Origin of the sequence: Actinokineospora iranica (assembly GCF_900101685.1) — a bacterium.
Classification (GTDB): Bacteria; Actinomycetota; Actinomycetes; order Mycobacteriales; family Pseudonocardiaceae; genus Actinokineospora; species Actinokineospora iranica.
Genome location: NZ_FMZZ01000009.1, coordinates 100,735 through 125,781, shown reverse-complemented (window position 1 = coordinate 125,781; position 25,047 = coordinate 100,735). Strand labels below are relative to the sequence as shown.

At 69.9% G+C, this 25,047-nt stretch carries 24 protein-coding genes; 12 read left to right on the top strand and 12 right to left on the bottom strand.

Going from position 1 to position 25,047, the window contains the following annotated elements; genetic code table 11:
- From BLS56_RS19130 to BLS56_RS19115, 4 genes are read right to left on the bottom strand one after another with little or no spacing between them, the layout of a single operon-like run.
- A complete protein-coding gene (locus tag BLS56_RS19130; RefSeq protein ID WP_091452744.1) occupies positions 1–609 on the bottom strand; it encodes a GTP-binding protein in 609 nt (202 codons plus the stop codon).
- Entirely contained in the window at positions 590–1,294 is a 705-nt protein-coding gene (locus BLS56_RS19125) for a DUF742 domain-containing protein (protein ID WP_091452742.1), read from the bottom strand. Before BLS56_RS19125 ends, BLS56_RS19130 begins: the two co-directional genes overlap by 20 nt.
- Before the next feature lie 30 nt (positions 1,295–1,324).
- The gene (locus tag BLS56_RS19120) at positions 1,325–1,750 is read right to left on the bottom strand and encodes a roadblock/LC7 domain-containing protein (RefSeq protein WP_018682546.1); all 426 of its coding nucleotides are present in this window, start codon (positions 1,748–1,750) and stop codon (positions 1,325–1,327) included.
- Complete coding sequence (locus BLS56_RS19115; RefSeq protein ID WP_091452739.1) at positions 1,747–4,803, bottom strand: sensor histidine kinase; 3,057 nt, start codon at positions 4,801–4,803, stop codon at positions 1,747–1,749. The genes BLS56_RS19120 and BLS56_RS19115 overlap by 4 nt, the downstream gene beginning before the upstream one ends.
- A gap of 603 nt (positions 4,804–5,406) precedes the next feature.
- Here BLS56_RS19115 and BLS56_RS19110 point away from each other — a divergent pair.
- The 4 genes from BLS56_RS19110 to BLS56_RS19095 all read left to right on the top strand — a co-directional run bounded on the left by BLS56_RS19110 (position 5,407) and on the right by BLS56_RS19095 (position 8,870).
- Positions 5,407–6,432 (top strand): ABC transporter substrate-binding protein, encoded by a 1,026-nt coding sequence (locus BLS56_RS19110; protein WP_175482925.1) that lies wholly within the window; start codon positions 5,407–5,409, stop codon positions 6,430–6,432.
- Positions 6,433–6,453: 21 nt separating this feature from the next.
- The gene (locus BLS56_RS19105) at positions 6,454–7,227 is read left to right on the top strand and encodes an ABC transporter permease (protein WP_228771755.1); all 774 of its coding nucleotides are present in this window, start codon (positions 6,454–6,456) and stop codon (positions 7,225–7,227) included.
- A gap of 70 nt (positions 7,228–7,297) precedes the next feature.
- A complete protein-coding gene (locus BLS56_RS19100) occupies positions 7,298–8,080 on the top strand; it encodes an ABC transporter permease (protein ID WP_091452735.1) in 783 nt (260 codons plus the stop codon).
- A 1-nt stretch (position 8,081) separates the two neighbouring features.
- On the top strand, positions 8,082–8,870 hold the full coding sequence (locus BLS56_RS19095; RefSeq protein ID WP_091452732.1) for an ABC transporter ATP-binding protein: 789 nt from the start codon (positions 8,082–8,084) through the stop codon (positions 8,868–8,870).
- An 858-nt stretch (positions 8,871–9,728) separates the two neighbouring features.
- Here BLS56_RS19095 and BLS56_RS30735 read toward each other — a convergent pair.
- From BLS56_RS30735 to BLS56_RS19085, 3 genes are all read right to left on the bottom strand, one after another.
- A complete protein-coding gene (locus tag BLS56_RS30735; RefSeq protein WP_139190816.1) occupies positions 9,729–10,031 on the bottom strand; it encodes a hypothetical protein in 303 nt (100 codons plus the stop codon).
- A gap of 200 nt (positions 10,032–10,231) precedes the next feature.
- A complete protein-coding gene (locus BLS56_RS19090) occupies positions 10,232–11,155 on the bottom strand; it encodes an LppU/SCO3897 family protein (protein ID WP_228771754.1) in 924 nt (307 codons plus the stop codon).
- A gap of 161 nt (positions 11,156–11,316) precedes the next feature.
- Positions 11,317–11,820, bottom strand: a complete 504-nt coding sequence (locus BLS56_RS19085) for an LppU/SCO3897 family protein (RefSeq protein ID WP_091452731.1) — start codon at positions 11,818–11,820, stop codon at positions 11,317–11,319.
- 185 nt (positions 11,821–12,005) lie between these two features.
- On the opposite strand from BLS56_RS19085, the gene BLS56_RS19080 reads away from it, so the two are divergent.
- Positions 12,006–13,667, top strand: coding sequence for a DNA repair helicase XPB (locus BLS56_RS19080; RefSeq protein WP_091452727.1), 1,662 nt, complete (start codon positions 12,006–12,008; stop codon positions 13,665–13,667).
- A gap of 58 nt (positions 13,668–13,725) precedes the next feature.
- On the top strand, positions 13,726–13,884 hold the full coding sequence (locus BLS56_RS31600; RefSeq protein ID WP_175482924.1) for a hypothetical protein: 159 nt from the start codon (positions 13,726–13,728) through the stop codon (positions 13,882–13,884).
- A 272-nt stretch (positions 13,885–14,156) separates the two neighbouring features.
- On the opposite strand, the gene BLS56_RS19075 is transcribed toward BLS56_RS31600, so the two are convergent.
- The 3 genes from BLS56_RS19075 to BLS56_RS19065 all read right to left on the bottom strand — a co-directional run bounded on the left by BLS56_RS19075 (position 14,157) and on the right by BLS56_RS19065 (position 16,586).
- Positions 14,157–14,975, bottom strand: coding sequence for a serine hydrolase domain-containing protein (locus BLS56_RS19075; protein WP_091452725.1), 819 nt, complete (start codon positions 14,973–14,975; stop codon positions 14,157–14,159).
- Positions 14,976–14,996: 21 nt separating this feature from the next.
- Positions 14,997–15,434, bottom strand: coding sequence for a PPOX class F420-dependent oxidoreductase (locus tag BLS56_RS19070; protein WP_091452722.1), 438 nt, complete (start codon positions 15,432–15,434; stop codon positions 14,997–14,999).
- Positions 15,435–16,028: 594 nt separating this feature from the next.
- On the bottom strand, positions 16,029–16,586 hold the full coding sequence (locus BLS56_RS19065) for an NADAR family protein (RefSeq protein WP_091452720.1): 558 nt from the start codon (positions 16,584–16,586) through the stop codon (positions 16,029–16,031).
- 37 nt (positions 16,587–16,623) lie between these two features.
- On the opposite strand from BLS56_RS19065, the gene BLS56_RS19060 reads away from it, so the two are divergent.
- The 6 genes from BLS56_RS19060 (at position 16,624) to BLS56_RS19035 (ending at position 22,943) form a co-directional block, all read left to right on the top strand.
- Positions 16,624–17,571 carry an o-succinylbenzoate synthase gene (locus BLS56_RS19060; protein WP_091452718.1) on the top strand — a complete coding sequence of 316 codons (948 nt, stop codon included), beginning with the start codon at positions 16,624–16,626 and terminating at the stop codon, positions 17,569–17,571.
- A gap of 526 nt (positions 17,572–18,097) precedes the next feature.
- Positions 18,098–18,886, top strand: a complete 789-nt coding sequence (locus BLS56_RS19055; RefSeq protein ID WP_091452714.1) for an ABC transporter ATP-binding protein — start codon at positions 18,098–18,100, stop codon at positions 18,884–18,886.
- The gene (locus tag BLS56_RS19050; RefSeq protein ID WP_091452712.1) at positions 18,883–19,653 is read left to right on the top strand and encodes an ABC transporter ATP-binding protein; all 771 of its coding nucleotides are present in this window, start codon (positions 18,883–18,885) and stop codon (positions 19,651–19,653) included. Before BLS56_RS19055 ends, BLS56_RS19050 begins: the two co-directional genes overlap by 4 nt.
- Positions 19,650–20,528: a branched-chain amino acid ABC transporter permease gene (locus tag BLS56_RS19045; protein ID WP_091452710.1), complete on the top strand. Its 879-nt coding sequence runs from the start codon at positions 19,650–19,652 to the stop codon at positions 20,526–20,528. The genes BLS56_RS19050 and BLS56_RS19045 overlap by 4 nt, the downstream gene beginning before the upstream one ends.
- Positions 20,521–21,684, top strand: coding sequence for a branched-chain amino acid ABC transporter permease (locus BLS56_RS19040; RefSeq protein ID WP_407640535.1), 1,164 nt, complete (start codon positions 20,521–20,523; stop codon positions 21,682–21,684). The genes BLS56_RS19045 and BLS56_RS19040 overlap by 8 nt, the downstream gene beginning before the upstream one ends.
- Positions 21,681–22,943, top strand: a complete 1,263-nt coding sequence (locus BLS56_RS19035) for an ABC transporter substrate-binding protein (RefSeq protein WP_091452708.1) — start codon at positions 21,681–21,683, stop codon at positions 22,941–22,943. The genes BLS56_RS19040 and BLS56_RS19035 overlap by 4 nt, the downstream gene beginning before the upstream one ends.
- Positions 22,944–22,946: 3 nt before the next feature.
- On the opposite strand, the gene BLS56_RS19030 is transcribed toward BLS56_RS19035, so the two are convergent.
- On the bottom strand, positions 22,947–24,065 hold the full coding sequence (locus BLS56_RS19030) for a CapA family protein (RefSeq protein WP_091452705.1): 1,119 nt from the start codon (positions 24,063–24,065) through the stop codon (positions 22,947–22,949).
- 26 nt (positions 24,066–24,091) lie between these two features.
- Complete coding sequence (locus tag BLS56_RS19025) at positions 24,092–25,036, bottom strand: ribose-phosphate diphosphokinase (RefSeq protein WP_091452703.1); 945 nt, start codon at positions 25,034–25,036, stop codon at positions 24,092–24,094.
- Positions 25,037–25,047 lie beyond the last annotated feature (11 nt).

Below are 25,047 nucleotides of genomic sequence, written 5' to 3'. Positions count from 1 at the left end.
TCAGACCGCGCGGGACATGCGTTGGTGCATGGCGTGTTCGACGAGGGTGATGAGGGTTTCCTTGGTGGAGTCGCGGTCGCGGGCGTCGGTGGTGACGATCGGGACTGTCGGCTCGACGGTGAGGGCGTCTCGCACGTCGTCTATGCGGTGGTGCAGGACGCGGTCGAAGCAGTTCAGGGCGATGACGTAGGGCAGGCCGCGGTCCTCGAAGAAGTCGATGGAGGCGAACGCGTCCGCGAGGCGGCGGGTGTCGACCAGGACGATGGCCCCGATGGCGCCGCGCACGAGGTCGTCCCACATGAACCAGAAGCGGTGCTGGCCGGGGGTGCCGAACAGGTACAGGATCAGGTCGGAGTCCAGGGACACGCGGCCGAAGTCCATCGCGACCGTGGTGGTGACCTTGTTCGGGGTCGAGGACAGGTCGTCTACGTCGACGCTGGCCTCGGTCATGACGGCCTCGGTGGTCAGCGGCACGATTTCCGAGACAGAGCCGACCAGGGTCGTCTTGCCCACTCCGAAACCGCCCGCCACCACGATCTTGGCCGAGGTGGTCGGCTGCGGGGAAGCGCCACCGCGCGCGCTGAGGGGACTAGAGCCTGCGGAGCCCACTGAGCACCCTTTCCATGAATTCGATCGATGGCCGGTCGCCCACGACCATGCCGCTCTGGTGGATCGAGACCAATCCCATGCCTGCCATGTCCCCGATGAGCACCCGGGCCACGCCGAGGGGCAGCCGCAGGTGCGCGGCTACCTCGGCGACGGAACGGGCGTCGAGGCACAGGCCGCAGATGGACCGGTGCTCGGGACGGATCGCGGCGTCGGGAAGCCTGCCCCGGTCGCTGGTGGAGACCAACGCCTCAATCGCAAGATCGTACTCCGACCGGGTGCGCCCGCCGGTCTTGGTGTACGGGCGTACCAGGGAACCGGTCTCGTGCGGGGCGAGGTCGTCCGGGTCCGGTTCGGGTTCGAGGTCGGCGACCGCGGGGATCTCCTTGCTGTCCCAGTCGGACTGGGCGGGGATGCCGGGGTCGCCGTAGAGGGTCGCGCTCGGGCCGCCGAACAGCCGCGCGCGGAACCCATCGATGTCGAACCGGTTCGGCGGGTCGCCGACTCCGTGCTCGGACAGGTCCTCCCACCCTCGATCCGACATCTCCGGCCTCCGCTCAGGCTCGTCCTGCTGGTCCAGGGGCTGGTCCGGCTCCGGGCCACCGAATGCGACGTCCGAGTCGAACAGGTCCCGATAGGAGAAGTCGTCCTCAGTTCGCCTGCCTGTGGCTCGCCGACCCGTGCTCATCGTGTGTTCACCCCGCCGTCTCGACCGCCGCTACCGGCGCTGCGCGCCCTGAAGCTGCGCGCGCAGCTCCGGAGTCATCTGCTGGCCGACCCGCTCGACCAGCAACGTCATCTCGTACGCCACCAGGCCAATGTCGCAGTTCGGCGCGGCCAGCACGGCCAGGCACGAGCCGTCGGAGATCGACATGAGGAACAGGTAGCCGCGGTCCATCTCGACCACGGTCTGGTTGACCCCGCCCGCCTCGAAGCACCTGGCCGCGCCTGCGGTGAGGCTGACCAGGCCGGACGCGACGGCGGAAAGCTGCTCGGCGCGGTCGCGGGGCAGGCCTTGGGAGCCCGCGAGCAACAGCCCGTCAGCGGACACGACCACGGCGTGGGCCACGCCGGGCACTTGGCGGACGAAATCGGTGATGAGCCACCCGAAGCTGCCGGGCTGCTGTACTGACGCGGTCGTCACTCCTGCTCCTCGTCTAGGCGGCTCTCGTCTGAACCGGTCTGGTCACCAGCGTAAGCGTCGATAAGGGCATGCCGGCCACGCCGGACCCCCTGCTGGAAGCTGGACATGCGGCCGCGGACGGCGTCCGCGGTGCGGGGAGGAAGCGGAGGCGCCGCCTTTGTCTCGGCGGACTCCTCCCGGGGAGCGGCCGAGCCCGGCACCAGGTGCGCCTTGGGGACGCGCTTGGGCAGGCCCGCTGTGGTCATCGTGTCGGCTGAGGTGTCCAGCAGGGCCCGCGCCCGCTGCCACCCGTCGTCGCCCGGCGACTGCCAGGCGTCGGCCTTCGCGGCGGCGATCGGGTCGGGCACGTCGGCGGGCACGTCGACCTCGGCCGCGGGCGTCACGACGGTCGCGTCGTCCGGGGCGGCCGCGTCGGCCTTGGCCTCGGTCTCGGTGTCAGTCCGGTTCTCAGTCCGGTTCTCAGTCCGGTTCGCACTGCCGGTCGCGGCCTGCTCGGCCACGTCGGGCCCGGCGCCGGTGCCGCCGTTGGTCGTCGGGTGCGGTGTGGAGCCGGTGTCGCCCGCCTCGAACCACTGGGAGAGCACGGCCTCGTAGATCGGCAGCCGCTCGGTGGGGGCGTCGAGGCTGGACCGGTCCGGCGGGGCGGACTCGCCCCCGCGCGGGGTGATGGGGGTGTAGACGCTGGTCCCGTTGCGCGGCGTCTCGACGGTGGTGTGCTCGGCCGCCGGGTCGTAGGTGTCCTCCGGCTCGGGCAGCGGTTCGCCGAACAGGCTGTCCGTGCTCTCGGGCGGCGGGAAGACGTGCCCGTTGAGCCGGGCGTTGATCTCCTCCGCGGACGCGGGCGGGCCCCACCCGCCGGTGTCCTCGACGTTGCCGGACCCGAACAGCGACTCGAACTGCGGGTCGAACGACGGGTAACCGGCGACGTCCTCGACCGGGCGGTCCACCTGGGACTCACTGAGCAGCCCGCCATCGGACGAGCGCGACTTGGCCGCGCCGCCGCTGAACGCGCCCGCGATGCCGCTGGCCTTCACCGCGGTGTCGCCGAAGTCGGGGGTGGCCACGATGCTCGTCGGCTGGGCCGCGCTCCCGGTCTGCACCAGGGCGGAGGGGACGGTGATGCGGGCGATGAGGCCGCCCTCGATGTCCTCGTTGTCGCGCAGCCGGACCTTGATCTCGTGCCGCTTGGCGAGCCGGGCGACCACGTACAGGCCCATCCGCCGGGTCACCGCGACGTCGAGGTCGGGCGGGTCGGCGAGGCGGGCGTTGGCGCTCTCGATCTCCTCGTCGCTCATGCCGACGCCGGAGTCGGTGATCTGGATGGCCAGTTCCTTCTTCCTGGTCACGGCCATCCGGACGTAGACCTTCTTCTCCGGCTCGGAGAACGAGGTCGCGTTGTCCAGCAGTTCCGCGATCAGGTGGACCAGGTCGGAGACCGCCCGGCCCTGCACCGACACCTCGGGGGCGGAGAGCACCTCGATCCGGGCGTACTGCTCGACCTCGGACACCGCGGCGCCGACGACCTCGGCCGCGGGCACCGGGCGGGAGAGCTGGCGGCTCAGCCCGGAGCCGGAGAGGACCAGCAGCGACTCGGAGTTGCGCCGCATCCGGGTCGCGAGGTGGTCGAGCTCGAAGAGGCTGGCGAGCTGGTCCGGGTCCTGCTCGTCCTGCTCCAGCCGGTCGATGAGGGAGAGCTGGCGCTCGACCAGGGTCTGGCTGCGCCGGGACAGGTTGACGAAGATCGAGTTGATGTTGTCGCGCAGCAGCGCCTGCTCGGTCGCCATCCGGACCGCCTGGTCGTGCACGGCGTCGAAGGAGCGGGCGAGCTGGCCGGTCTCCTCGCGGGTGAACACCGGCACCGGCTCGACGGCGTTCTTCGACGCCTCGACCGGGTCCGGGTCGGCGAGGATGCGCTGGACGGTCTCGGGCAGCCGCCGGTTCGCCACGTCGAGCGCGTCGCGGCGCAGCACCCGCAGCGGCACCAGCAGCGAGCGGGAGACCACGAAGGTGACCGCCAGCGCGGCCAGGATGGCCAGCAGCACGATCACGGCGTCGCGCCACGCGATGCCCTTGGCCACGCTCGCCGAGTCCAGGGCGTGGTTGCGCAGCTTGGTCAGCAGGAAGATCTCGACCTTGCGCAGCGAGTCCGCGGTCACCTGCGCGTCGTTGAGCAGCCGGTCCTGCGGGATGCCCAGGTCGGTGCCCCGGTCGGCGCGGTTCAGCGCGGTCCGCATGATGCGCTCGCGGTCGTCGACCTGGGCGCCGCTGAAGGTGTCCGAGTAGAACTGGCTCTCGCGGATGTCGGCGTTCGCGCGGAAGTTGGCGATCGAGGCGTCGAAGCTGGCCTCGGCCGCGCGGGCCTCGTCCAGCATACTCGCCGGGAAGGCGTTGCGCGCCCCGGCGATCATCAGGATGGAGTTCTGCTGGCCGAGGAACTCCTTGCCCTCGACGATGGCCAGCGACGCCGCGGCGAGCCGGGCGATCTCGGGCTGGGCGAGCGAGGCGGTGAACTCGGCGCCAGCGGAGAGCACGCTTTCCAGCAGCGAGGTGTAGGACTGGTAGACGCCGACGTCGGGGTAGGCGCTGGACAGGGCGGCGTTGCGGACGGCGGCGATGGCCTTGAGCCGGTTGGCGAGCCGCTGCAGGATGCCGCCGGTGGCGAAGGTGGCGTTGTCCACGGCCTGGCCGAGCCGGGCGAGGCTGGCGTTGGTCTTCTCGATCTGCCCCTGCATCGGGCCGGGGTCGCCCGCGCGGTTGCCCGCGACGAAGGCGACGACCAGGTTCCGCTCGGCCTGCAACTCGTGGACGAAGGCGACGACGTCGAGGGTGTTGGAGATGGCGGCGGCGGCCTCGTCGAAGGTGTCGGCCCGGTCGAGTTCGCTGGCCGCGCGGAACACGCCGAGGGCGACGGCGGTGAGGACCGGGACCATCAGGACGGCGACCAGCTTGGTGCGCAGACGCCAGTTGCGCAGCCGCCATCGCGAACCGCCCTCGACAGTCTTGCGACCGGCGGCTTTCGCGTTGGCGGCCGCGCCAACCTCTAGGTCCGACACGGCGCCACCACCGTCTTTCCCTGGGCCTGAATACACCCCAGCGGTGTGATCGGGCACAGCCAGCACACTCCCTGCATCTGAGCCAGTAGCCCGTTACTCTCGTTGGCCAGCTCTAACGGACAACTACCCAGTCGAAGGCACGGCACACCATGGACGCGCTGAGCAGTCGCCTCTGCTCTGCCTGCGACTCAGTTGAGCCTACGCCTCACTGTGAACACAGAAGGTAGCGAAGTCTACGTCACGATGTAACCCTTCCAGGGCATAGTCACAGGCGGTGCCAGATGGTTGACCTGTGCATCACAATGCTGACGTGACGTCGCGCGGAGGCCCAGCTCCGGCTACCTCGCCCGGATGGATGACTCATCGAGCCCTGTCGTCCCGTTTCGCTACGGGCCGTGGAAACACGGCCTGACCTCCTGCACAATACCCCCACACGGGGCAACACGAGCCCCTGATTCAGTGAGAGAGTTCACCGCACGGCATCCTGTGTGCACTCATTGTGACATGGACTCTCCTGTCTCTAGAGTGCGACCTGGTGTCCAGGGGGCAACGCAGCGACAACCACCGGCTGACAACGACCAGCTCCGACGAGGAGAGGCTCCAATGCTCCGAAGCGTTACCACCCGGCGGTCCTTCCTCGGCCGCCTGCCGCTCGCGGCGCTCGCGCTCACGGTGCTCGCCACCGCGAGCGGTTGCGGGCTGCTCGGCGGGGACGACGAGGGGTCCGGTTCCGGCCAGGGAGCGGGCGGAGTGGAGAAGGCCAAGATCAAGGTGGGCGTGCTGCCCGTCGTCGACGTCGCCCCGTTCTACCTGGCGATCGAGCAGGGGTACTTCAAGGAGCAGGGCCTCGACGTCGAGGCCGTCGTCATGGCCTCCGGCCAGACCAGCATCAACGGCGTCCTCAACGGCGACCTCGACATCGCCTTCACCGCCTACCCGGCGCCGCTGCTCGCGCAGAGCAAGCAGCTCGCCGAGTTCAAGATCGTCGCCGACGCGCTCAGCGCGAAGCCAGGGCACATGGTCGTCGTCGCCCCGCCGAACTCGTCGTTCCGCAAGCCCTCCGACGCCCCCGGCAAGCGGATCGCCATCACCGCCCGACGCAGCTTCACCGACCTGGCCCCGATGTCGGTCCTCAAGACCCTCGACGTCGAGACCTCCACGATCAACTGGGTGGAACTGCCGTTCCCGGAGATGATCCCGGCCATGGAGCGCGGCGAAGTCGACGGCGCGGTCCTGGTGGAGCCCTGGGTGACCACCGCGATGAAGCAGCTCGGCGCCACCCCGGTGTTCGACGCGGCCTCCGGTCCGACGGCGGAGATCCCGATGTCCGGCTACGTCGCCGTGGGCGGCGCGGGCAAGTTCGCCACCACCAGCCCGAACACGCTGGCCGCCTTCCAGCGCGGCCTGGCCAAGGCGCAGGCGGAGGCCACCGACCGGGCCAAGATCGAGCCCATGTTCGTCAAGTACGCCAAGATCGACCCGCAGACCGCGCAGCTGGTCACCATCTCCACCTACTCGACATCGCTTGAGGCCAACCGCATCCAGCGGGTGGCCAACCTGATGGAGGACTTCGGCGTGATCAAGGGGCACCTCGACGTGTCGACCATGATCCAGAAGTCGGGCAGGTGACGGGCAAGCGCTGAGCGAAGCGTGCGCACACCGCGCGTTCCCGCGAGCCTGACCGGCCTGGCCTGCCTCTTCGCGGTCTGGGAAGCGGCGAGCCGGAGCGACCTGGTCCCCGCCCATTACCTGCGCCCGCCCAGCGTGGTGTTCCCGACCCTGGTCCGCCTGCTCGGCGACCCGGTGTTCCTGCGGGCGGTCGTGGCCACGGTCGCGGCCACCCTGCTCGCGCTGGGCATCGCGGTGCTGATCGCGGTGCCCGCCGGGCTCGTGCTCGGCAGCTTCCCGCCAGTGCGCAGGGCGACGATGACGATCGTGGAGTTCCTGCGGCCGATCCCGTCGGTGGCGCTGATCCCGTTGGCGCTGCTGACCTTCGGCACCGGGCCGGACACCAAGGTCACCCTCGCGGTCTACGGCGCGCTCTGGCCGATCCTGTTCAACACCATGTACGCCCTCGACGAGATCGATCCGCTGCACGTGGAAACCGCCCGCGCGTTCGGCACGGGAAGGCTCGCTGTCCTGACTCGGGTAGCGCTACCGAGCGCCGCGCCGTTCGTGCTTACCGGCGTGCGGTTGTCGTTCGCGATTTCCCTTGCCGTGGTGATCAGCACGGAATTGTTCGCGGGCGGCGCTATCGGGCTCGGGCAGTTCATCCTGGCGGCGAGCAGCGGCGGGGCGCACATGGACGAGGTCCTCGCGGGAACGGTGCTGGCCGGGCTCATCGGGTTCGCCGCGAACTCCGGGCTGGAATGGCTGCACCGCGCGGTGTTCGCCTGGAACGTGTCGGCGGACGGCCTACGGTGAACGAGCTTGCGAGCGAACAAACGACACAGCGGGTAGGCGCGCGGGGCCACCGAACTCGTGAGGTGGCCCTGTGAGCGCGCTCAAGCGGATCGCGCAGCGCTGGGCCTGCTTCGCCGTCGCGGTCGCCCTGTGGGAACTGGCCACCCGGCAGGCGGGCGACCGGTTCTTCCCGCCGCCGTCGACCATCGCCCAGACCGCGGGCACGCTCTGGTTCTCCCCGGCCTTCTTCGACCACATCGCCCCCGGGGTCGGGCGGATGCTGCTCGGCTGGGCGCTCGCCGCGGCCATCGGCGTCGCGCTGGGCATCCTGCTCGGCCGGTCCCGGCCCGCCATGGCTTACCTGGGCGCGGTCTTCACCTTCATGCGGTCCATCCCGCCGCCGCTGCTGGTGCCGTTCTTCGTGGCCTCGGTCGGGATCACCACCATGCAGCTGCCCACGATCGTCTTCGGCACCGTCTGGCCGGTGCTGCTCAACACCGTCGACGGCGCGCGGAGCGTGGACGCGACCAAGGTCGACACGGCGCGGGCGTTCCGGCTGTCGCGGACCCAGTGGACGCTCGGGGTCGTGCTGCCCTCGGCCGCGCCGAAGATCTTCGCCGGGCTGCGGCTGAGCCTGTCCATCGCGCTGATCCTGATGGTCGTCGCCGAGCTGGTCGGCTCGGTGAACGGCATCGGCAACCAGCTCGTGCGCGCCCAGCGGGACTACGAGCTGCCCGCCATGTGGGCGTGGATCGTGCTGCTCGGCGTGCTCGGCTACCTGTTCAACACCCTGCTGCTGGCCTTCGAGCGGCGCGCGCTGGCCTGGCAGCCGCGGCACTCCCTCGAAGCCCGGTCGAGCGCCACCGGAGGATGACGTGCCCACCATGCTCGAAGTCGCCGATCTCGGACACACCTATCCGGGCAAGGACGGCGCGCACAACGCGGTCGACGGCCTCAGCTTCACCGTCGACGCGGGTGAACTCGTGTGCGTCGTGGGGCCGTCGGGTTGCGGTAAGTCCACTCTGCTCCGCGCGATCGCGGGCCTGATCACGCCTACCCGCGGCACGGTAAGCCTGCGCGGGACCCGCGTCGACGGGGTGCCGTCCGAGCTGGCGGTCGTGTTCCAGGACTACAGCCGGTCGCTGTTCCCGTGGCTGACGGTGCAGCGCAACGTGGAGTTCCCGCTGCGCGGGCTCCCGCGGTCGCAGCGGGCCGCGCGGGCCAGGGAGGCACTGGCGTCGGTCGGGTTGGACCAGGCCGGGCGCAAGCACCCGGGACAGCTTTCCGGCGGGATGCAGCAGCGGGTCGCCATCGCGCGGGCGCTGGCGTACCGGCCGTCGCTACTGCTCATGGACGAGCCGTTCGCCTCCGTCGACGCGCAGACCCGGTTCGAGCTGGAGGACCTGCTGCTGCGCGTGCGCCGCGAACAGGACACCACGGTCCTGCTGGTCACCCACGACATCGATGAGAGCGTCTACCTCGGCGACCGGGTGCTGGTCCTGACCAAGTCCCCCGCCTCGGTGGTCGCCGACCTCCCCGTCGACCTCGGCGACGCCCGCGACCAGATCAAGACCCGGGCCAGCGAGACGTTCGTGGACCTGCGGGCCAAGGTCGCGGAACTGCTGCGTGGCGCTTCTCACATTGAGGATGCGAAACTTATTTGACCATCCAGTCAAGGTGTGCCGATAACAAGCGAGGTCTGAGTGATCGACACGCCAGCACATTAGTAGGGCTTGACGCACGCACTCTCGTCGTCTGCACGTCCAGTTCAGGCTGCACTTGCTGAACCTGTCGAGAAAATCTCTCTATCTTGAGACCTGCCATGAAATCAAGTGAACGGCCTCATGGCGAATGAAGCAGATGTGGCGAAATGGGCGCATTCGACACAAAGATAGCCAAACCGGAGCTGGTTCTTTGGTAATTTTGATGAGCACTCCCTCCGCCACCTCCTTAACCGCACAGGAGACAGCCCCCCTTGACAGCTTTCGTCGCCGATTTCTCTACGAGTTGAGGATGAAATCCGCGATCGGGCAACCGAATTAACGCGACGATGAAAGGTTTTCCCAACGGGTCAAAGTTTTACCGAAATACGGCCACCAAGTTTACCCTACACTATCGCGATCACACCCGTCATCGTCGACACGATCGTCGCGAGCGCAGGGAGTTGAGCAAACGAGGCAAAGAAGGCAACCCATCTCAGCGCTCCCAACGAACGCGTGGCCTCTCACTTCAAATCATGGCGAATCCTGCATACTGACTAACGTCGCTCCTGCTCCAACTACCGCGAAGCCTTGAAGCGGCCCGAGGTTTTCCCTTCTTCTCAACCACTTTGGGATCTTGAATTAAGACTCCATATACCTATGCGTCACCAAATCCCGATGAGCAATGTGCGACACCGGCCGAAAATAGAGTGGGCCACACCTCGGCACGCGAAGTTGTGACCCACTCCAGTTGTTTATCTAATACCGATAACTCCACCACGTATCGACCAGTGGGATGTACCCTTAATGAAGCTTATTGATTCACGGCAGGGCGAGGCGACAGGCGATTGTGGCGTCCTCGTGGGCAACGCCAATGAACTGAAGCGAAAGCGAACAGGCGTTGAAATCCCCCAAATCCCCACCGGCCGCCTTGGCGCACGCGTTGATGACATCGTTACCGACCACGTAACCCGCATCGGCCAAATACTTCTGACACTGCGCCGCAGTCAAACCGCCGACTTCACCATCACGCTGACCGGACTCGGCGGAAGCCCAAGATGTACAGGTCAGGGACAATGCTCCCGCAAGCAGAGCGGCAGTGGCGAAACGTCGAAAAGTAGCCATACTAAATAAACCCCCATTTATCATGTCCGATCGAGCGCCAAGCGCAACTTTAGACTACCAGCTTGATCGAGGGGTGGTCAAGCTGTCGTACGTCAATGCCCATATGGCCTGGTTAACCAATCCAAGATGGGCATTAAAGAAATCGTTTTCAGGGAAAACAGAAAGGGCGGCAGTGTGAGTCCCTCTGCATGCTGGGTCGCCTATTTGACGCGCTTGAAGCACAGCGTCGTGGCGGGCTGGCTGTAGATGTACGCGCTGTCGACGTCACGGGAGCACGCGTTCTCGTCGGCCTTGCCGTTGATCACGGCCGCGACCTTGACCTCGGCGCTGCCGCCCGCGCAGGACACCCGGACGGCCTTGCCCGCGGTGTTCGTGCCCACGACGTTGTCGAAGCAGTCGCCTTCCTTGGCGTTGAGCATGAGGCACAGCTTGAAGCTCTTGCCGCTGCTGCGCCTGCCCGTCCTGCGCTCGGAGTATTCCTCGTAGAACTCGCCGCAGTCGCCGACGCTGGAGTCGAGCTTCTTGCCGACCTTGTAGACGGCCTCCGGCTTGGCGCAGTCGATCTTCTCGACGTCGGCGTCGTTGGCGTCGGCGCTGTTGACCTTGATGCAGTCCCCCGGCTCGGCGCTCGCCGCGGAGGTGCCGGAGAAGGCGAACACGGCGATGCCGATCGCGGCCACCACGACGAGGCCGACGACCAGCCGGATGACCTTGGCCTTGCTCTTGGGCGCGCCACCGCCGCCCTCCGGCGGCGCGGGCGGGAAACCAGGGTGCGGCTGCTGCCCGTACGGCGGCGGAGGCTGCTGCCCATAGGGCTGACCGGGCTGGCCGTAGGGCTGACCTGGGTCCTGGGGCTGGCCGTACGGCTGGCCAGGCTGCTGGCCGTAGGGCTGGCCGGGCTCCTGAGGCTGGCCGTAGGGCTGGCCGGGTCCCTGGGGCTGGCCGTAGGGCTGACCGGGCTGCTGGGGCTGCTGGCCGTACGGCGGCGGGGGCTGCTGCCCATAGGGCTGGGCCTGCTGCGGCTGCCCGTACGGCGGCGGCTGCTGGCCACCGGGCGGCATCGGCTGCCCCGGGTGGTACGGCTGCGGGGGACCGAACTGACCCGGCTGCTGCGGGTGGGACATCGTGCACCTCGTGGAGTTCCTGAAGAGGGGTCCGGGCGCCGTCCCCCTGTGGCCGCGTCCGATGCGGCGCCGCAATCTAACCCGATCGGGCGACAGCCAGACGGGGAAATGGGGGATTCCCTGTGTGGATTACTGACCGTGATCCACACAGCACCGTGCGGTCAGGACACTCCGGGGGTCTCTATGCAGAACACCGTCGGCGGCTCCGGGTACCCCAGGCCGCTCCCGTTCGGACACGGCGACGGGTCGGTGGTGCCGTCGATGACCTGCGAGATGCGGATAGTGTCCGGGCCCTCGCATGGGCTGACCCGGAACGACTGGTTCTTGTCGTCCTCGGCGTAGCAGTTGCCCGCGCGGAAGTTGGGCATCAGGCACAAGAGGTTCTCACCGGTCCACAGCTCCCGGTAAGCGCCGTCAGGACAACCCGTCTCCGAGAGGTCCTTCTTAACAGCAATCCGGAAAGTGGCATCCTCGTCGCCGCAGTCCGCCGTGGCCACGGTGGCCGCGTCGTCCGAGCCGGTGACCGAGGCGCACTCCGCCGCGCCCGGCGAGTCGGCCAGGACGTACCGGAAGAGCACGAAGCCGACGCCCGCGATGAGCACGGCGATCAGCGCTACCGCCCAGGTCGGCAGCAGCTTGCGCGGCCGGGGTTCAGAGGTGGTCATGCGGCGCCTCCGGCGAGTGAGTGGGGCCACGTGGACGGTATCGGCTCGGCCCGCGCCTACCGCAGCCCGGTCAGTGCTATCCAGGTGCCGTCGGTCGGTGTGGGCTGCGCCAAAGGTGGGACTAACCGCGGCCGGTACGTCGTTTGGGACACTGGAGCGCAGCCGAGCGCAGGAGCGAGGGACAAGTGACCGATGGCCCGCTGATCGTGCAGTCCGACAAGACCCTGCTGTTGGAGATCGACCACCCCCGGTCGACCGACGCCAGGATGGCGATCGCGCCGTTCGCGGAGCTGGAGCGCGCCCCGGAGCACGTGCACACCTACCGGGTGACGCCGCTGGCGCTGTGGAACGCGCGCGCCGCCGGACACGACGCCGAGCAGGTGGTCGACGCCCTGTCGACGTTCTCGCGCTACCCGGTGCCGCAGCCGCTGCTGATCGACATCGTGGACACCATGGGCCGGTTCGGCAGGCTCACGCTGCAGAACAGCCCCGTGCACGGGCTGGTGCTGACCACCATCGACCGCGCGGTGCTCGAAGAGGTGCGGCGCAACAAGAAGATCGCCCCGATGCTGGGCGAGCGCATCGACGACGACACCGTCGTGGTGCACCCGAGCGAACGCGGCCGCCTCAAGCAGCTGCTGCTCAAGGTCGGCTGGCCCGCGGAGGACCTGGCGGGCTACGTCGACGGCGAGTCCCACCCGATCGCCCTGGTCGAGGACGACTGGGAGCTGCGCGACTACCAGCGGATGGCCGCCGAGTCGTTCTGGGCGGGCGGCTCCGGCGTCGTCGTGCTGCCCTGCGGGGCGGGCAAGACGATGGTCGGCGCGGCCGCGATGGCCCAGGCGCAGGCCACCACGCTGATCCTGGTGACCAACACGGTCGCGGGCAGGCAGTGGAAACGCGAGCTGATCGCGCGCACGTCCCTCACCGAAGAAGAGATCGGCGAGTACTCCGGCGAACGCAAGGAAATCCGCCCGGTCACCATCGCCACGTACCAGGTGATCACCCGCAAGAGCAAAGGCGAGTACCGCCACCTCGAACTGTTCGACTCCCGCGACTGGGGCCTGGTGGTCTACGACGAGGTCCACCTGCTGCCCGCGCCGGTGTTCCGGATGACCGCCGACCTCCAGTCCCGCCGCCGCCTCGGCCTTACCGCCACCCTGGTACGCGAAGACGGCCGGGAGGGCGACGTGTTCTCCCTGATCGGCCCCAAGCGCTACGACGTGCCGTGGCGCGACATCGAGCAGCAGGGCTGGATCGCGCCCGCGGAGTGCACCGAGGTCCGGGTGACGCTGACCGACAACGAGCGCCTGCAGTACGCCACGGCCGAGCCGGAGGAGCGGTACAAGCTCTGCTCGACGGCGCACACGAAGATCGCCGTTGTCCGCTCGATCCTCGACCGCCACCCCGACGAGCCCGCCTTGGTCATCGGCGCCTACCTGGACCAGTTGGAGGAACTCGGCGAAGCCCTCGACGCCCCGGTCATCCAGGGCGCCACCAAGAACCGCGAACGCGAAGAGCTTTTCGACGCCTTCCGCCGCGGCGAGTTGCGGACCCTGGTGGTGTCCAAGGTCGCCAACTTCTCCATCGACCTGCCCGAGGCGTCGGTGGCGGTCCAGGTGTCGGGCACCTTCGGCTCCCGCCAGGAGGAAGCGCAGCGCCTGGGCAGGCTGCTGCGCCCCAAGGGCGACGGCCGCCAGGCCCACTTCTACTCGGTCGTCTCCCGCGACACCCTCGACACCGAGTACGCCGCCCACCGCCAGCGCTTCCTGGCCGAACAGGGGTACGCGTACCGCATCTGCGACGCCGACGACCTGCTCGGCCCGCCGATCCCCGAGATCGGCTGAGTTTCACGCCGCCGCGCCCGGGCACCCTCCTTCCGGACAACGGACAGGAGGATCCCCCGTGACCGAAACCCCGGACAAGCCCATCCGAGACAACGGCGAGCGAGCCGAAGAATCCCGCGAACGCATAGACGAGGCGAAGAAGGCCGCCCGCGAGGTGGCCAAGACCCACCCCGACCTGGTCCCGGACGCCGACCCGCCCGCCCAGCGGCCGACCTGATCCACTTTCGGGTGAACCGATCCGCCTTGGCGCTCCAGGGGACCGAAATTGTCGGTGCCCGTTCCTAGCGTCGAACCATGCGATCAGACACGAGTCCCCGAACGACACGGACGCCCGCGAACCAGGGCGGCCACCCGCCACACGACCATGCCGATCCCCGATCTGGCCGTGGTTCCCCGAGACCGCCGAGCCGCGCATGGCCGTGGAGAGCGCTTTCCTTTCTCTGTCAGCGGTTTCGCCGCGCTCGGGATATCACACGGTCACGGGACGCGTCACGTGCCCGCGAGTTCGGCGAGCACGCCGTCGGTGAAGGGCGTCCAGGCCTGGACCGCCCAGTCGCCGAAGTCGCGGTCGGCCATGGCGACACAGGCGGCTCCGGCGTCGGGGTCCACCCACAGGAACGTGCCGGACTGGCCGAAATGGCCGTAGGTCCGGGGCGAACTGGCCTTGCCAGTCCAATGTGGACTCTTGGTCGCCCGGATCTCGAAGCCCAGGCCCCAGTCGTTGGGCTTCTGCATCCCGTAGCCGGGGAGGACGCCGTTCAGGCCCGGGAACGCCACCGTGGTCGCCTCGGCCATGGTCTGCGCCGACACCAGCGTGGGCGCCTGCAACTCGGCGGCGAACAACGCGAGGTCGCCGCATGTCGACACCGCGCCCGCGCCAGCCGACCCGGCCAACCGCGACGCCGTCATGCCCAGCGGCTCGAAGACCGCCTCCGCGAGGTACTGGTCGAACGGGATGCCGGAGGCGAGGTGCACCAGGTCGGCCAACGCCTCGAACCCGGTGTTCGAGTAGATCCGCCGGGCGCCCGGCCGCGCCTGGACGCTGGTGGTGTCGAACCCGAGCCCCGAGGTGTGCGCGATCAGGTGCCGCACCGTCGACCCCGGCGGACCGGCGGGCTGCTCCCACTCCACCGCGCCTTCCTCGACCGCGATCAGCATCGCGTAGGCGACCAACGGCTTGGTCACCGACGCGAGCCGGAACTCCCGCTCCTGATCACCCTCCGCCCCCACCACGGTCCCGTCCGCAGCGACGACCGCCACCGCCACATCGTCGACCGGCCACTGGCGCACCGCTGCAAGGCTCCGCATACCTCGACCCTACGAGAGCCCTCAGTCGGCGATGTCGGCCAGGGCGACGGTCTTGGTGATCCGGCCGAACACCAACAACTCCCCCGGCACCGCGTTGCGCTTCCCGAACGCCTCGGCGGCGTCCTCGCCCATGTAGCGGGCCCCGAGCCGGGTGGCCCAGTGCAGCATCTGGTCCATGTCCTCCGACAGTTCGGCCTCAGCCTGAAACTGCACAAAGGCGAACGGCGCCGCCTCCAGGTCGACGCACAGCGAGAACCGGGGGTCCCGACGCAGCGCCTTCCCCTTGACGGTGTCGGCCCCCGTGTTGAACACGATCCGATCGCCCGAGTCCCCCTCGTCGACCAGGAACCAGACCGGCGCCACATGCGGGGTGCCGTCGGCCCGAACGGTCGCGAGCTTCCCGGTCCGGGTCCCGTGAAGAACAAACTCCAGCCACTCAGAACGATCCATCGCGCGCATGGCACCGAGCCTTCCCTAGCGCCAGAATCCCCGCACCTCCACCCAGCCTCACCCAGCCGCCCCTTCACCTACCCCGGACTGACCGCCGCACCCCACGGACTCACCTCACCCAGCCGGCGCACGCCCCCACCGACCCAGCGCACCCACCGACCCAGCCCACCCAACCGACCCACTTCGCCCACCTCAACCAGAAGGGCATCCACCGCACAACGTCTCCCGACCCCAACCGCTCCTTTTCCCGCCACCCGACCATCGCCCATTCCTCCCGCGCCAGCCGATGCTCGACCACGCTGCCTGGCGCGGGGAACGACCTTCTTCGGGAGCAGGCAAAGGTTCAAGCGCTGCCCAACTCCGAACAGAGCACCGGAACGCCGAAGACCGCGCTCCGGCAGCCGGGCCACGATGTGCCCTGCCGCCCTGCCTCAGTCCACAGCCTGCCGCCTCGACCCTCCAACGAGAAGCGAACCCACGCAGCCACCCGGGGTGTCCCTCTCCCCCAGCCGAAACCAGCGGGAAAGCGGCTGTCTCCGCCGTGCCATCGCTGCCCGGCATCCTGGCCCGGTCCGGGCAGCGGGCGCGGGCGCGGGCAAGCGCTTATCCGCCTGCGACCTGTCGGCGCAAGCGGTCGCGCACGTCCATCAGGGCGAATCCCAGCAGGTTCAGGCCGGGCCACGCTGATGGGCGGCGGGCGTCGGGGCTGGTGGCGGCGAGGCCGATGCCCCACACCGGATCGACGGGGCTGGCTTCCACCAGGACCGCGGTCCCGGTGGAGCGCAGGAACGCGGCGAGGCGGGGGTGTTGGCTGAACTTGGCCTCGTTGGCGCGCACCACGATGTCGTACCGGTGCTCGCGCCAACGGGGCTCGGTGAAGCCGCGCACCTTCCGGCCCAAGGCCTTGGCCTCTTCGGGGGTGTGGCTGGCCAGGACGGCCTCGGCGGTGGCCTCGTCGTCGAAGAGGCGGGCTTTGGCGGTCATCATGTAGTGCTCGGCGGTTAGGTAGCGCTCGCCGTCGATCACCGTGGGGGAGGGCCACCATTGGCTTAGGCAGGACTTGCCGACGCTGCCGTCGGGGGTGGGGCGGTGGCCCCAGAAGAACAGGAAGTCTGTGGTGGGGCGGGCGAGTAGGTCGGCCAGACGCGGGTGGTGGGACACGTGGGCACGGTAACCGCCGATCTGACACGATTCACCTGTGTTTTCCGAGCGGCCACTGGTCTACGCCATTCCCCTGCGCACCCGGTTTCGCGGGATCACGGTCCGTGAGGGCTTATTCCTGCGTGGTGCGGTGGGGTGGGGCGAGTTCTGCCCGTTCGGCGACTACTCCGACGCCGAGTCGGTCCCGTGGCTGGCGTGCGCCCGGGAGGCCGCCGACGTCGGGTGGCCCGAGCCGGTGCGGGACCGGGTGGCGATCAACTGCACGGTGCCGGTGGTGGCGCCGGAGCGGGCGGCGGAGATCGTGGCCGGTTCGGGGTGCGGCACGGCCAAGGTGAAGGTCGCCGACCCGGGGACCTCGCTCGGTCAGGATTACGAGCGGATCGCGGCCGTGCGGGACGCGCTGGGCCCGGGTGGGCTGATCCGTATCGACGCGAACGGGGCGTGGGGCGTCGACGAGGCCGTGGTGGCGATCCGGACGCTGGACAGGGCGGCGGGCGGGTTGGAGTACGTCGAGCAGCCGTGCCGCACGATCGAAGAGCTGGCCGCGGTGCGCAGGCGGGTCGACGTGCCGATCGCGGCGGATGAGTCGATCCGGCGGGCGGAAGACCCGCTGCGGGTGGCGGTGGCGGGGGCAGCGGACATCGCGGTGCTGAAAGTCGCGCCGCTGGGCGGGGTCCGGCGGGCGCTGGCGGTGGCGCTGGCGTGCGGGCTGCCGTGCGTGGTGTCCTCCGCGGTGGAGACCAGCGTGGGCCTGGCCGCGGGTCTGGCCCTGGCGGGCGCGCTGCCGCGGTTGGACCACGCGTGCGGCCTGGGCACCCTGTCCCTGCTCACCGCCGACGCCGCCACCCCGTCCCTGCGCCCGGTCGACGGCTGGCTGCCTGTCCCCCGGACCGCCCCCGAACCCACTCTCGACGCCGCGGCGGACCCCGCCACCCGCGACCACTGGCTGGCCCGCCTCTCCCGGGTGTCCGCACTGGCCGAGTGACCCTTCCCCAACAAGGCAGGCCGCCCGGCCGCGGACTCAGCCCAACCCCGACCAACGCCGTGCCGTGGCCGGTGCCGCGCGTGGCCTGCGAGACCACAAGCCGCCACCTCGGCCACCACCCGCTTCATCGCCGAAACAACCAGGATCAAGACCCCCATCAACCTGCCCCGGCAAGGGCGACAACGGCACCCAACCGCGCCACCGTGCCTGGTCTCGGCGCTGCGCGGCGCACGCGTCACCAGTCCTCGGATCATGCGGCTCTCACCCGCCCCGGGTACCTGGTCCCGCGCCTGTCCGCGCAGGAACAGACCAACCCGGAGATAGCCGAGACCACGGGGTCGACCCGCGACACGGACGGCGTCCTTTAGTAACGAATGCGCCAAGGACAGCCGCTGGCGTTGTCACGAATCCCCACGATTCGGTGCTGCCTCCGCACTCGGGGGTGACAAATCGCCCGGTCCCCCACCACGATTGCGCCCACGTTCCAGCCCGAGTGGCCCAGGTCACCTGGAGGCAAGGAGGCCGTGTGCTGAGCGTGCGCAACCTTCAGGTGCGCTACGGGCGTTCCGTGGCCGCGCTGCATGGCGTCGACATCGACGTCCCCGCCGATGGCGTGCTCGCCGTGCTGGGAAGCAACGGCGCGGGCAAGTCGACGCTGTTGCGGGCCGTCTCGGGGACGCTGCGGCTGCACCGCGGGTCCGTGGTGGCGGGCTCGGTCGAGTTCGACGGCAGGCGGATCGACCGGGCGGACCCGGCGGCGATCGTGCGGCTCGGGGTGGTGGGGGTGCCCGAGGGCAGGCAGGTCTTCGCGCGGATGACCGTCGAGGAGAACCTGCGGGCGGGCGGGATCGGCGCGCGGGACGCGACGCGGCGGGCGGCGGCCAGGGCGCGGGTGCACGAGTTGTTCCCGGTCCTCGCCGAGCGCGCCAAGCAGCGGGCCGGTCTGCTGTCCGGCGGCGAGCAGCAGATGCTGGCGATCGGGCGGGCGCTGATGTCCGGGCCGCGCCTGCTGTTGCTGGACGAGCCGTCGCTGGGGCTGGCGCCGAAGGTGGTGGCGCGGATCGGCGAGATCATCCGGGAGATCCACGCGCAGGGCACGGCGGTGGTGCTGGTCGAGCAGAACGCGGTGATGGCGCTGCGGGTCGCCGAGCACGCGGCGGTGTTGGAGGTCGGGCGGGTCGCGTTGCGCGGCACGGCGGCCGAACTGGCCGCCAGCGACGACGTCCAGCGGCTCTACCTGGGCGGACACGCCGAATCCTGGAGCGAGGCGCACTGGCGGCACGGGGGCCGCACGCTGGCGAGGTGGGAGCGATGAGCCTGGCGCCGCTGCGGGTGGAGAACGTCACCCTGACCTTCGGCGGCATCCGCGCCCTGGACGACGTGTCGTTCACCGTGGCTCCGGGGACCGTGCACGCGCTGATCGGGCCGAACGGGGCGGGGAAGTCCAGTTGCTTCAACGTGATCAGCGGCGTCTACCGGGCGACGTCTGGCCGGGTTCTGTTCGGTGACACCGAGTTGACCAGGTTGCGCGCGCACAAGCTGGCGAAGATCGGGGTGGGGCGGGCGTTCCAGAACACGGCGCTGTCGACGCGGTCCACGGTGCTGGACAACGTGATGCTCGGCAGGCACGTGCTCACCCGCGGCGGCTTCCTCACCGACGGCCTGCGGCTGACCGCCCGCGAGGAACGGAGACACCTCGCGCGGGCGGCGGAGATCTGCGCGTTCCTCGGCATCGGCGACGTGCTGCACGTGCCGGTGGCCGCACTCCCTTACGGCGCGGCGAAACGGGTCGACATCGCCAGGGCATTGGCCGTGGAGCCGACTTTGCTGCTGCTCGACGAGCCCGCCGCGGGCATGAACGCCGCCGAGACCGCCGAGATGGCGGCCACGATCGGCGACCTGCGGGCCGCGCTCGGCATCTCGGTTCTGTTGGTGGAGCACGACATGAGCCTGGTCATGGGCATCGCCGACCGGGTGACGGTGCTCGACTTCGGCAAGCGCATCGCCGACGGCAGTCCCGCCGAGGTGCGGTCCGACCCGGACGTGATCCGGGCCTACCTTGGCGCGGAGGAACCGGCGTGAACACCTTCCTGCAACTGGTCGTCAACGGCTTGGGCAAAGGCGCGGTGTTCGCGCTGCTGGCCCTGGGATTCGTGGTCATCTTCAAGGCGACCGAGGTCGTGAACTTCGCGCACGGCTCGCTGGTCCTCTTCGGCGGCTACCTCGTCGTGGTCACCCGCGAGTCACTGGGCTGGGTCGGGGCGTCGCTCGTCGGCATCCTCAGCGCGGCGCTGCTGGCGCTCGCGGTGGAGCGGCTGCTGCTGGCGCGGGCCCGGTCCGCCGACGCGAACAGCCTGGCGCTGCTGACGATCGGCCTCGACGTGATCATCACCGAGGAAGTCGTGCGCAGGCTCGGCGTGACGCTGCCGTTCCTGGGCGAGGCGTGGGACGCGCAGCCGATCCAGATCGGCGGGATCACGCTGTTCCGCACGCATCTGGTGGCGCTGGCGGTGAGCGCGGTGCTGATCACCGCGTTCTTCCTGGCGTTCCGGTATTCGGACTGGGGCGTGGCGATGCGCGCGCAGGCGGAGAACCGCGAGGCGGCGGCGCTGATGGGCATCCGGTCGTCGCGGGTCACGGCGACGGCGTGGCTGGTGGCGGGCGCGCTGGCGGGGGTGGCGGTGCTGTTCATCGCCACGCAGGACTTCTCCGGAGCCGGGCTTTCCCGTGGCACGCACTCGATCGCGCTGGCCGCGTTCCCGGCTGCGATCCTCGGCGGCCTCGACTCGACGGCGGGCGCGGTCGTGGGCGGGCTGGTCGTCGGGCTCGCCGAAGCGCTGTCGGCGCAGTACATCTCGTTCGACTTCTCCAAGAGCGCGGTGTTCCTGGTGATGCTGGTCGTGTTGGCGCTGCGGCCGTCCGGGCTGTTCGGGACGAGGGAGAGCACCCGTGTCTGACGTCGTCGCAGAGAAGGCCGCGCCCCCGAAGATTCCTTCGCCCGCTCGGGAAACCGGTCGCGGGCGGTGGGTGCGGCGGTTGGCGTGGGTCGCGCTGCTGCTGGTGCTCGCGGCGCTGCCGCTGTACCTGGAGGCGGCGTGGCTCAAGGCCGGGCAGTACGTGATGATCGGCGGCGTCGGCGCGATCGGGCTGACCATGCTCGTCGGGCAGGCGGGCCAGTTGTCGCTGGCGCACGCGTTCTTCCTGCTGGTCGGCGCGACCGGCTACACCGTCCTTTCCGGACCGGCCGACGACGAGCGGGTGTTCGGGCTCGGCCTCGACCCCGGGCTGGCGCTCGTCGGGGCGGTGCTGACCGCGGCGCTGCTCGGACTCGCCTTCGCGCCCGTCGCCGGGCGGCTGCGCGGGATCTACCTTGGCGTCGCGTCGTTGTCCCTGGTGTTCCTCGGGCTCTACTTGGGACAGTCAGCGGAGGCCTTGACCGGCGGCACGTCCACCGGCCGCACGCCCGCCGCGTTCGAGCTGTTCGGCTTCCCGTTCTCCAATGGCGGCCCGGAGATCGAGCTGCTCGGCGTGCCGTTCCGGCAGGCGGAGCGCACCTGGTACCTGTTCCTCGTCCTGACCGCGGTCGCGTTCCTGCTGGCCCGCGGCGCGGTGCGCGGCCGGGTCGGCCGGTCGTGGCGGGCCGTGCGGGACAACGAGGCCGCGGCGACCGCGATGGGCGTCGACGTGACCCGGGCCAAGGCGGGCGCGTTCGCGGTGTCCTCGGCGTACGCGGGCCTGGCCGGGGTGATGACCGCGCTGTGGTTCGACATCCTCAAACCCGACGAGAGCGAGTACGGCACCTACGGCATCAACGTGTCCATCGCGTTCCTGGCGATGGTGATCATCGGGGGGCTCGGCTCCATCCCGGGCGCGCTGGTGGGCGCGCTCATCGTGCACGGGCTGCCGCAGGCCCTCGCGCTGTACTCGGCCGATCTCGGCTTGTTCGGCGAGACCGGCGGCAGCGCGCTGACCCCGGCGCTGATCAGCTCGTTCGTCTACGGCGCGGCGATCGTGCTCGTCGTGCTGTTCGAACCCGGCGGACTGGCCGCGATCGGCCGCCGGATCACCAGTCGCGGGCTTTCCCGCAAACCCCCCGAGGAGGACCCGTCATGACCAGCACTCCGACGCGCTTCGCCGCCTGCGCGGCGCTTTCCGCCGCCCTCGTGTTGTCCGCGTGCGGCACCAAGGGCGGGGGCTCGGGTTCGTCCGGCCCCGACGCCGAGGGAGTCAGAACCGGGAGCGGGGTGACCGCGACCGACATCACCCTGGGCGTGATGACCGACAAGACCGGGGTGTTCAAGAACCTCGGCCTCGGGATCACGCAGGGAAACGAGTTGTGGGCCAAGGACATCAACGCCGCGGGCGGCGTCTGCGGGCGGCAGGTGCGGCTGGAGACCGTGGACCACGGCTACAAGGCCGACACCGCGAAGACCCTGTACCCGCAGATCGAGCCGAAGGTGGCGGGCTTCGTGCAGATGCTCGGCTCGCCGGTGGTGGCCGCGCTCAAGCAGAACCTGCTCTCGGACAAGGCCGTCGCCGCGCCCGCGTCCTGGTCGTCCGAGCTGCTGGACAACCCGTACGTGATGATCGTCGGCACCACCTACGACGTCGAGATGATCGACGGCCTGTCCTACCTCCAGGAGAAGAACCTGATCGCCGACGGCGACACCATCGGCCACATCTACATCGATGGCGAGTACGGCCAGAACGGCCTGCGCGGCTCGAAACACTACGCGGGCAAGCACAATCTGACCGTCAAGGAGGTCAAGATCACCTCGACGGACACGGACCTGACCAACATCGTCACCGGCCTCAAGGGCGACGGCGTGAAGGCGATCCTGCTGACCACTTCCCCGCCGCAGACCGGTTCCGTGGCCGCGGTGAACAAGGCGCTCGGCCTGAACGTGCCGCTGCTGGGCAACAACCCGGTGTTCGACCCGGCGCTGCTCAAGAGCCCGGCCGCGAGCGCGCTGGACAAGCTGCACATCGTCGCCAGCAGCGTCCCGTTCTCCGCCGACCTGCCCAAGGCGAAGGACGTCGCGGCGAAGTACAAGGCGGCGTACCGGGAACCGGCCAACGGCGGCGTCCCCTACGGCTACGCGGTGGGCGAGGTGTGGGGCACCGTGCTGAAGAAGGCGTGCGAGAACAAGGACCTCACCCGCGACGGCATCGCCAAGGCGCTCAAGGAAACCACGTCGGCGGGCACCGAGAACCTGGTGGCGGCGCTGGACTTCTCCAAGCCCGGCGCCCCGGCCACCCGCCAGGTGTACGTGGCGCAGCCGGACCCGGGCGCCGAGGGCGGCGTGCGGTACGTCAAGCCGCTGTTCGAGGCCGCCGAAGCCAGGGATTACGTGGCGCCGCACCAGAAGTAGCCGCTACGGGCGGGTGAGACCCGCCGCGCCAGCGCCCCGGCCGAGGACGATCCCCTCGGTCCGGGCGAGGGCATCGGCTTTGCGGTCGGCGGCGACGGTGGTGTCGCTGGTGGTGTCGCTGGTGAGGTCCCGCAAGCGGATCGGCGGCCCCAGGTCCACCAGGGTCGGGATGTACTCGGCCTTGTCGACCGTCCACCGCGCACCGGACTTGGTGAACCGGAAGCGGGCCAGCACGCCCTCTTCCGTGACACCCTTGGGCTGCTCGTGCTTGGCGACCAGGTTGCCCAGGCCGTAGGCGACCCACTTGCCCTCGACCTTCTCGAACGGCTGCACCACATGCGCGTGGTGGCCGATGATCAGGTCGACGGCCGGGTCGCCCAGCAGGGCCTTGGCGATGAGCACCTGGTCCGCGGTGGGCTCGTGCCTGCTCTCCGCGCCCCAGTGCAGGCTGGCGACCACGATCTCCGCCCCGGCCGCCCTGGCGGCGCGCGCCTCGGCCAGGACGGCGGCGGGGTCGAGCAGGTTCGCCAGCCAGGGGCTGGCCGCGGGCCGCGTGGTGCCCTGGTTGAGGCCGAAGGTGTAGGACAGGAACCCGACCCTGGCCCCGGCGACCTCGCGGATCAGCGGGGTGGCGGCCTCCCGCGCGGACCGGGCCGAGCCGGTGTGGGTGATCTTCGCGGCGTCCAGCGCGTCGAGGGTCTTCGCGACGCCTGCCGGGCCCTGGTCGAGGGTGTGGTTCGACGCGGTCGAGCAGGTGTCGAACCCGCTGGCCGCCAACCCGGCCGCCAACTCCGGCGGGGCGTTGAACCTCGGGTAGCCCCGGAACGGGCCCGCGGCGTCGGCGATCGGCACCTCCAGGTGGCACACCGCGACATCGGCCCGGTCGAGGACGGGTTTGACGCCCGCGAACAGCGGCGCGTAGTCGCGGGCTCCCCCGCCGTCCGCCTCGGCCTGCGCGGTCAGGGCCGGGTGGATGAGGATGTCGCCGCCCGCGACCACGGTGAACGACGCCGGGGCGCTGGGCGGCGGCTCGGCGGCAGGCGTGGGCTGCCCGACCGTCGGCTCGCCCAGGCAGCCCGCGAGCAGAACCCCGCTGACCAGGGAGAACAGGCGACTCCACACCCGCGCACCCTAACCTCGCGCACGGTTTACGGCGCGTCGAACAGCGCGCTGACCGACTCTCCGTTGTGGATGCGCCGCATCGCCTCGGCCAGGGCGGGCGCGACCGAGAGGACGGTCAGCTTGTCGGTGCGCTCCCCGTCCGGGATCGGCACGGTGTTGGTGCAGACGATCTCCAGCACCTCCGGCGCGTCGCCGATGCGCTTGAGCGCGCCCCCGGCGAACAGCCCGTGCGTGCAGGCCACCCGCACCGACCGGGCGCCGCGCTCACGCAGCCGGGCGAGCAGTTCGATGACGGTGCTGCCCTTGGCGATCTCGTCGTCGAGCACGATCACGTCGCGCCCCTCGATCTCGCCGATGACCGAGGTGATGGTGACCCGGTCGTCGGCGAACCGCTGCTTCGCGCCCGCCGCCACCGGCACGCCCAGCAGCCGCGCGAACTTCGCCGCCTCTTTCGCGTTACCCAGATCGGGTGAGACGACGGTCGTGTTCGACAGGTCGTGCTGCCGGAAGTGGCCCGCGAGTTCCCGCAGGGCGTGCAGGTGGTCCACCGGCACGCTGAAGAACCCGTGCACCTGCGGCGAGTGCAGGGTCATGGTCAGCACCCGGTCGGCCCCGGCCGCGACCATCAGGTCGGCCACCAGCCGTCCCCCGATCGAGATCCGCGGCGCGTCCTTCTTGTCCGAGCGCGCGTAGGCGTAGTGCGGCATGACGACGGTGATCCGCGACGCGGACGCCCCGCGCGCGGCGTCGATCATCAGCAGCAGCTCGACCAGGTTCTCCTGCACCGGCCGGACCAGCGGCTGGATGAGGAAGACGTCCCGCTCCCGGCAGTTCGCCTGCAACTGCACCTCAAGGCAGTCGTTGGCGAAGCGCTGCACCAGCACCGGATGCAGCGGAGCGCCGAGGTGCGCGGCGATCTCCGCGGCCAGCTCGGGGTGGGCGCTGCCGCTGAACAAGGCGATGTCCCGCACTGTCTCTCCTG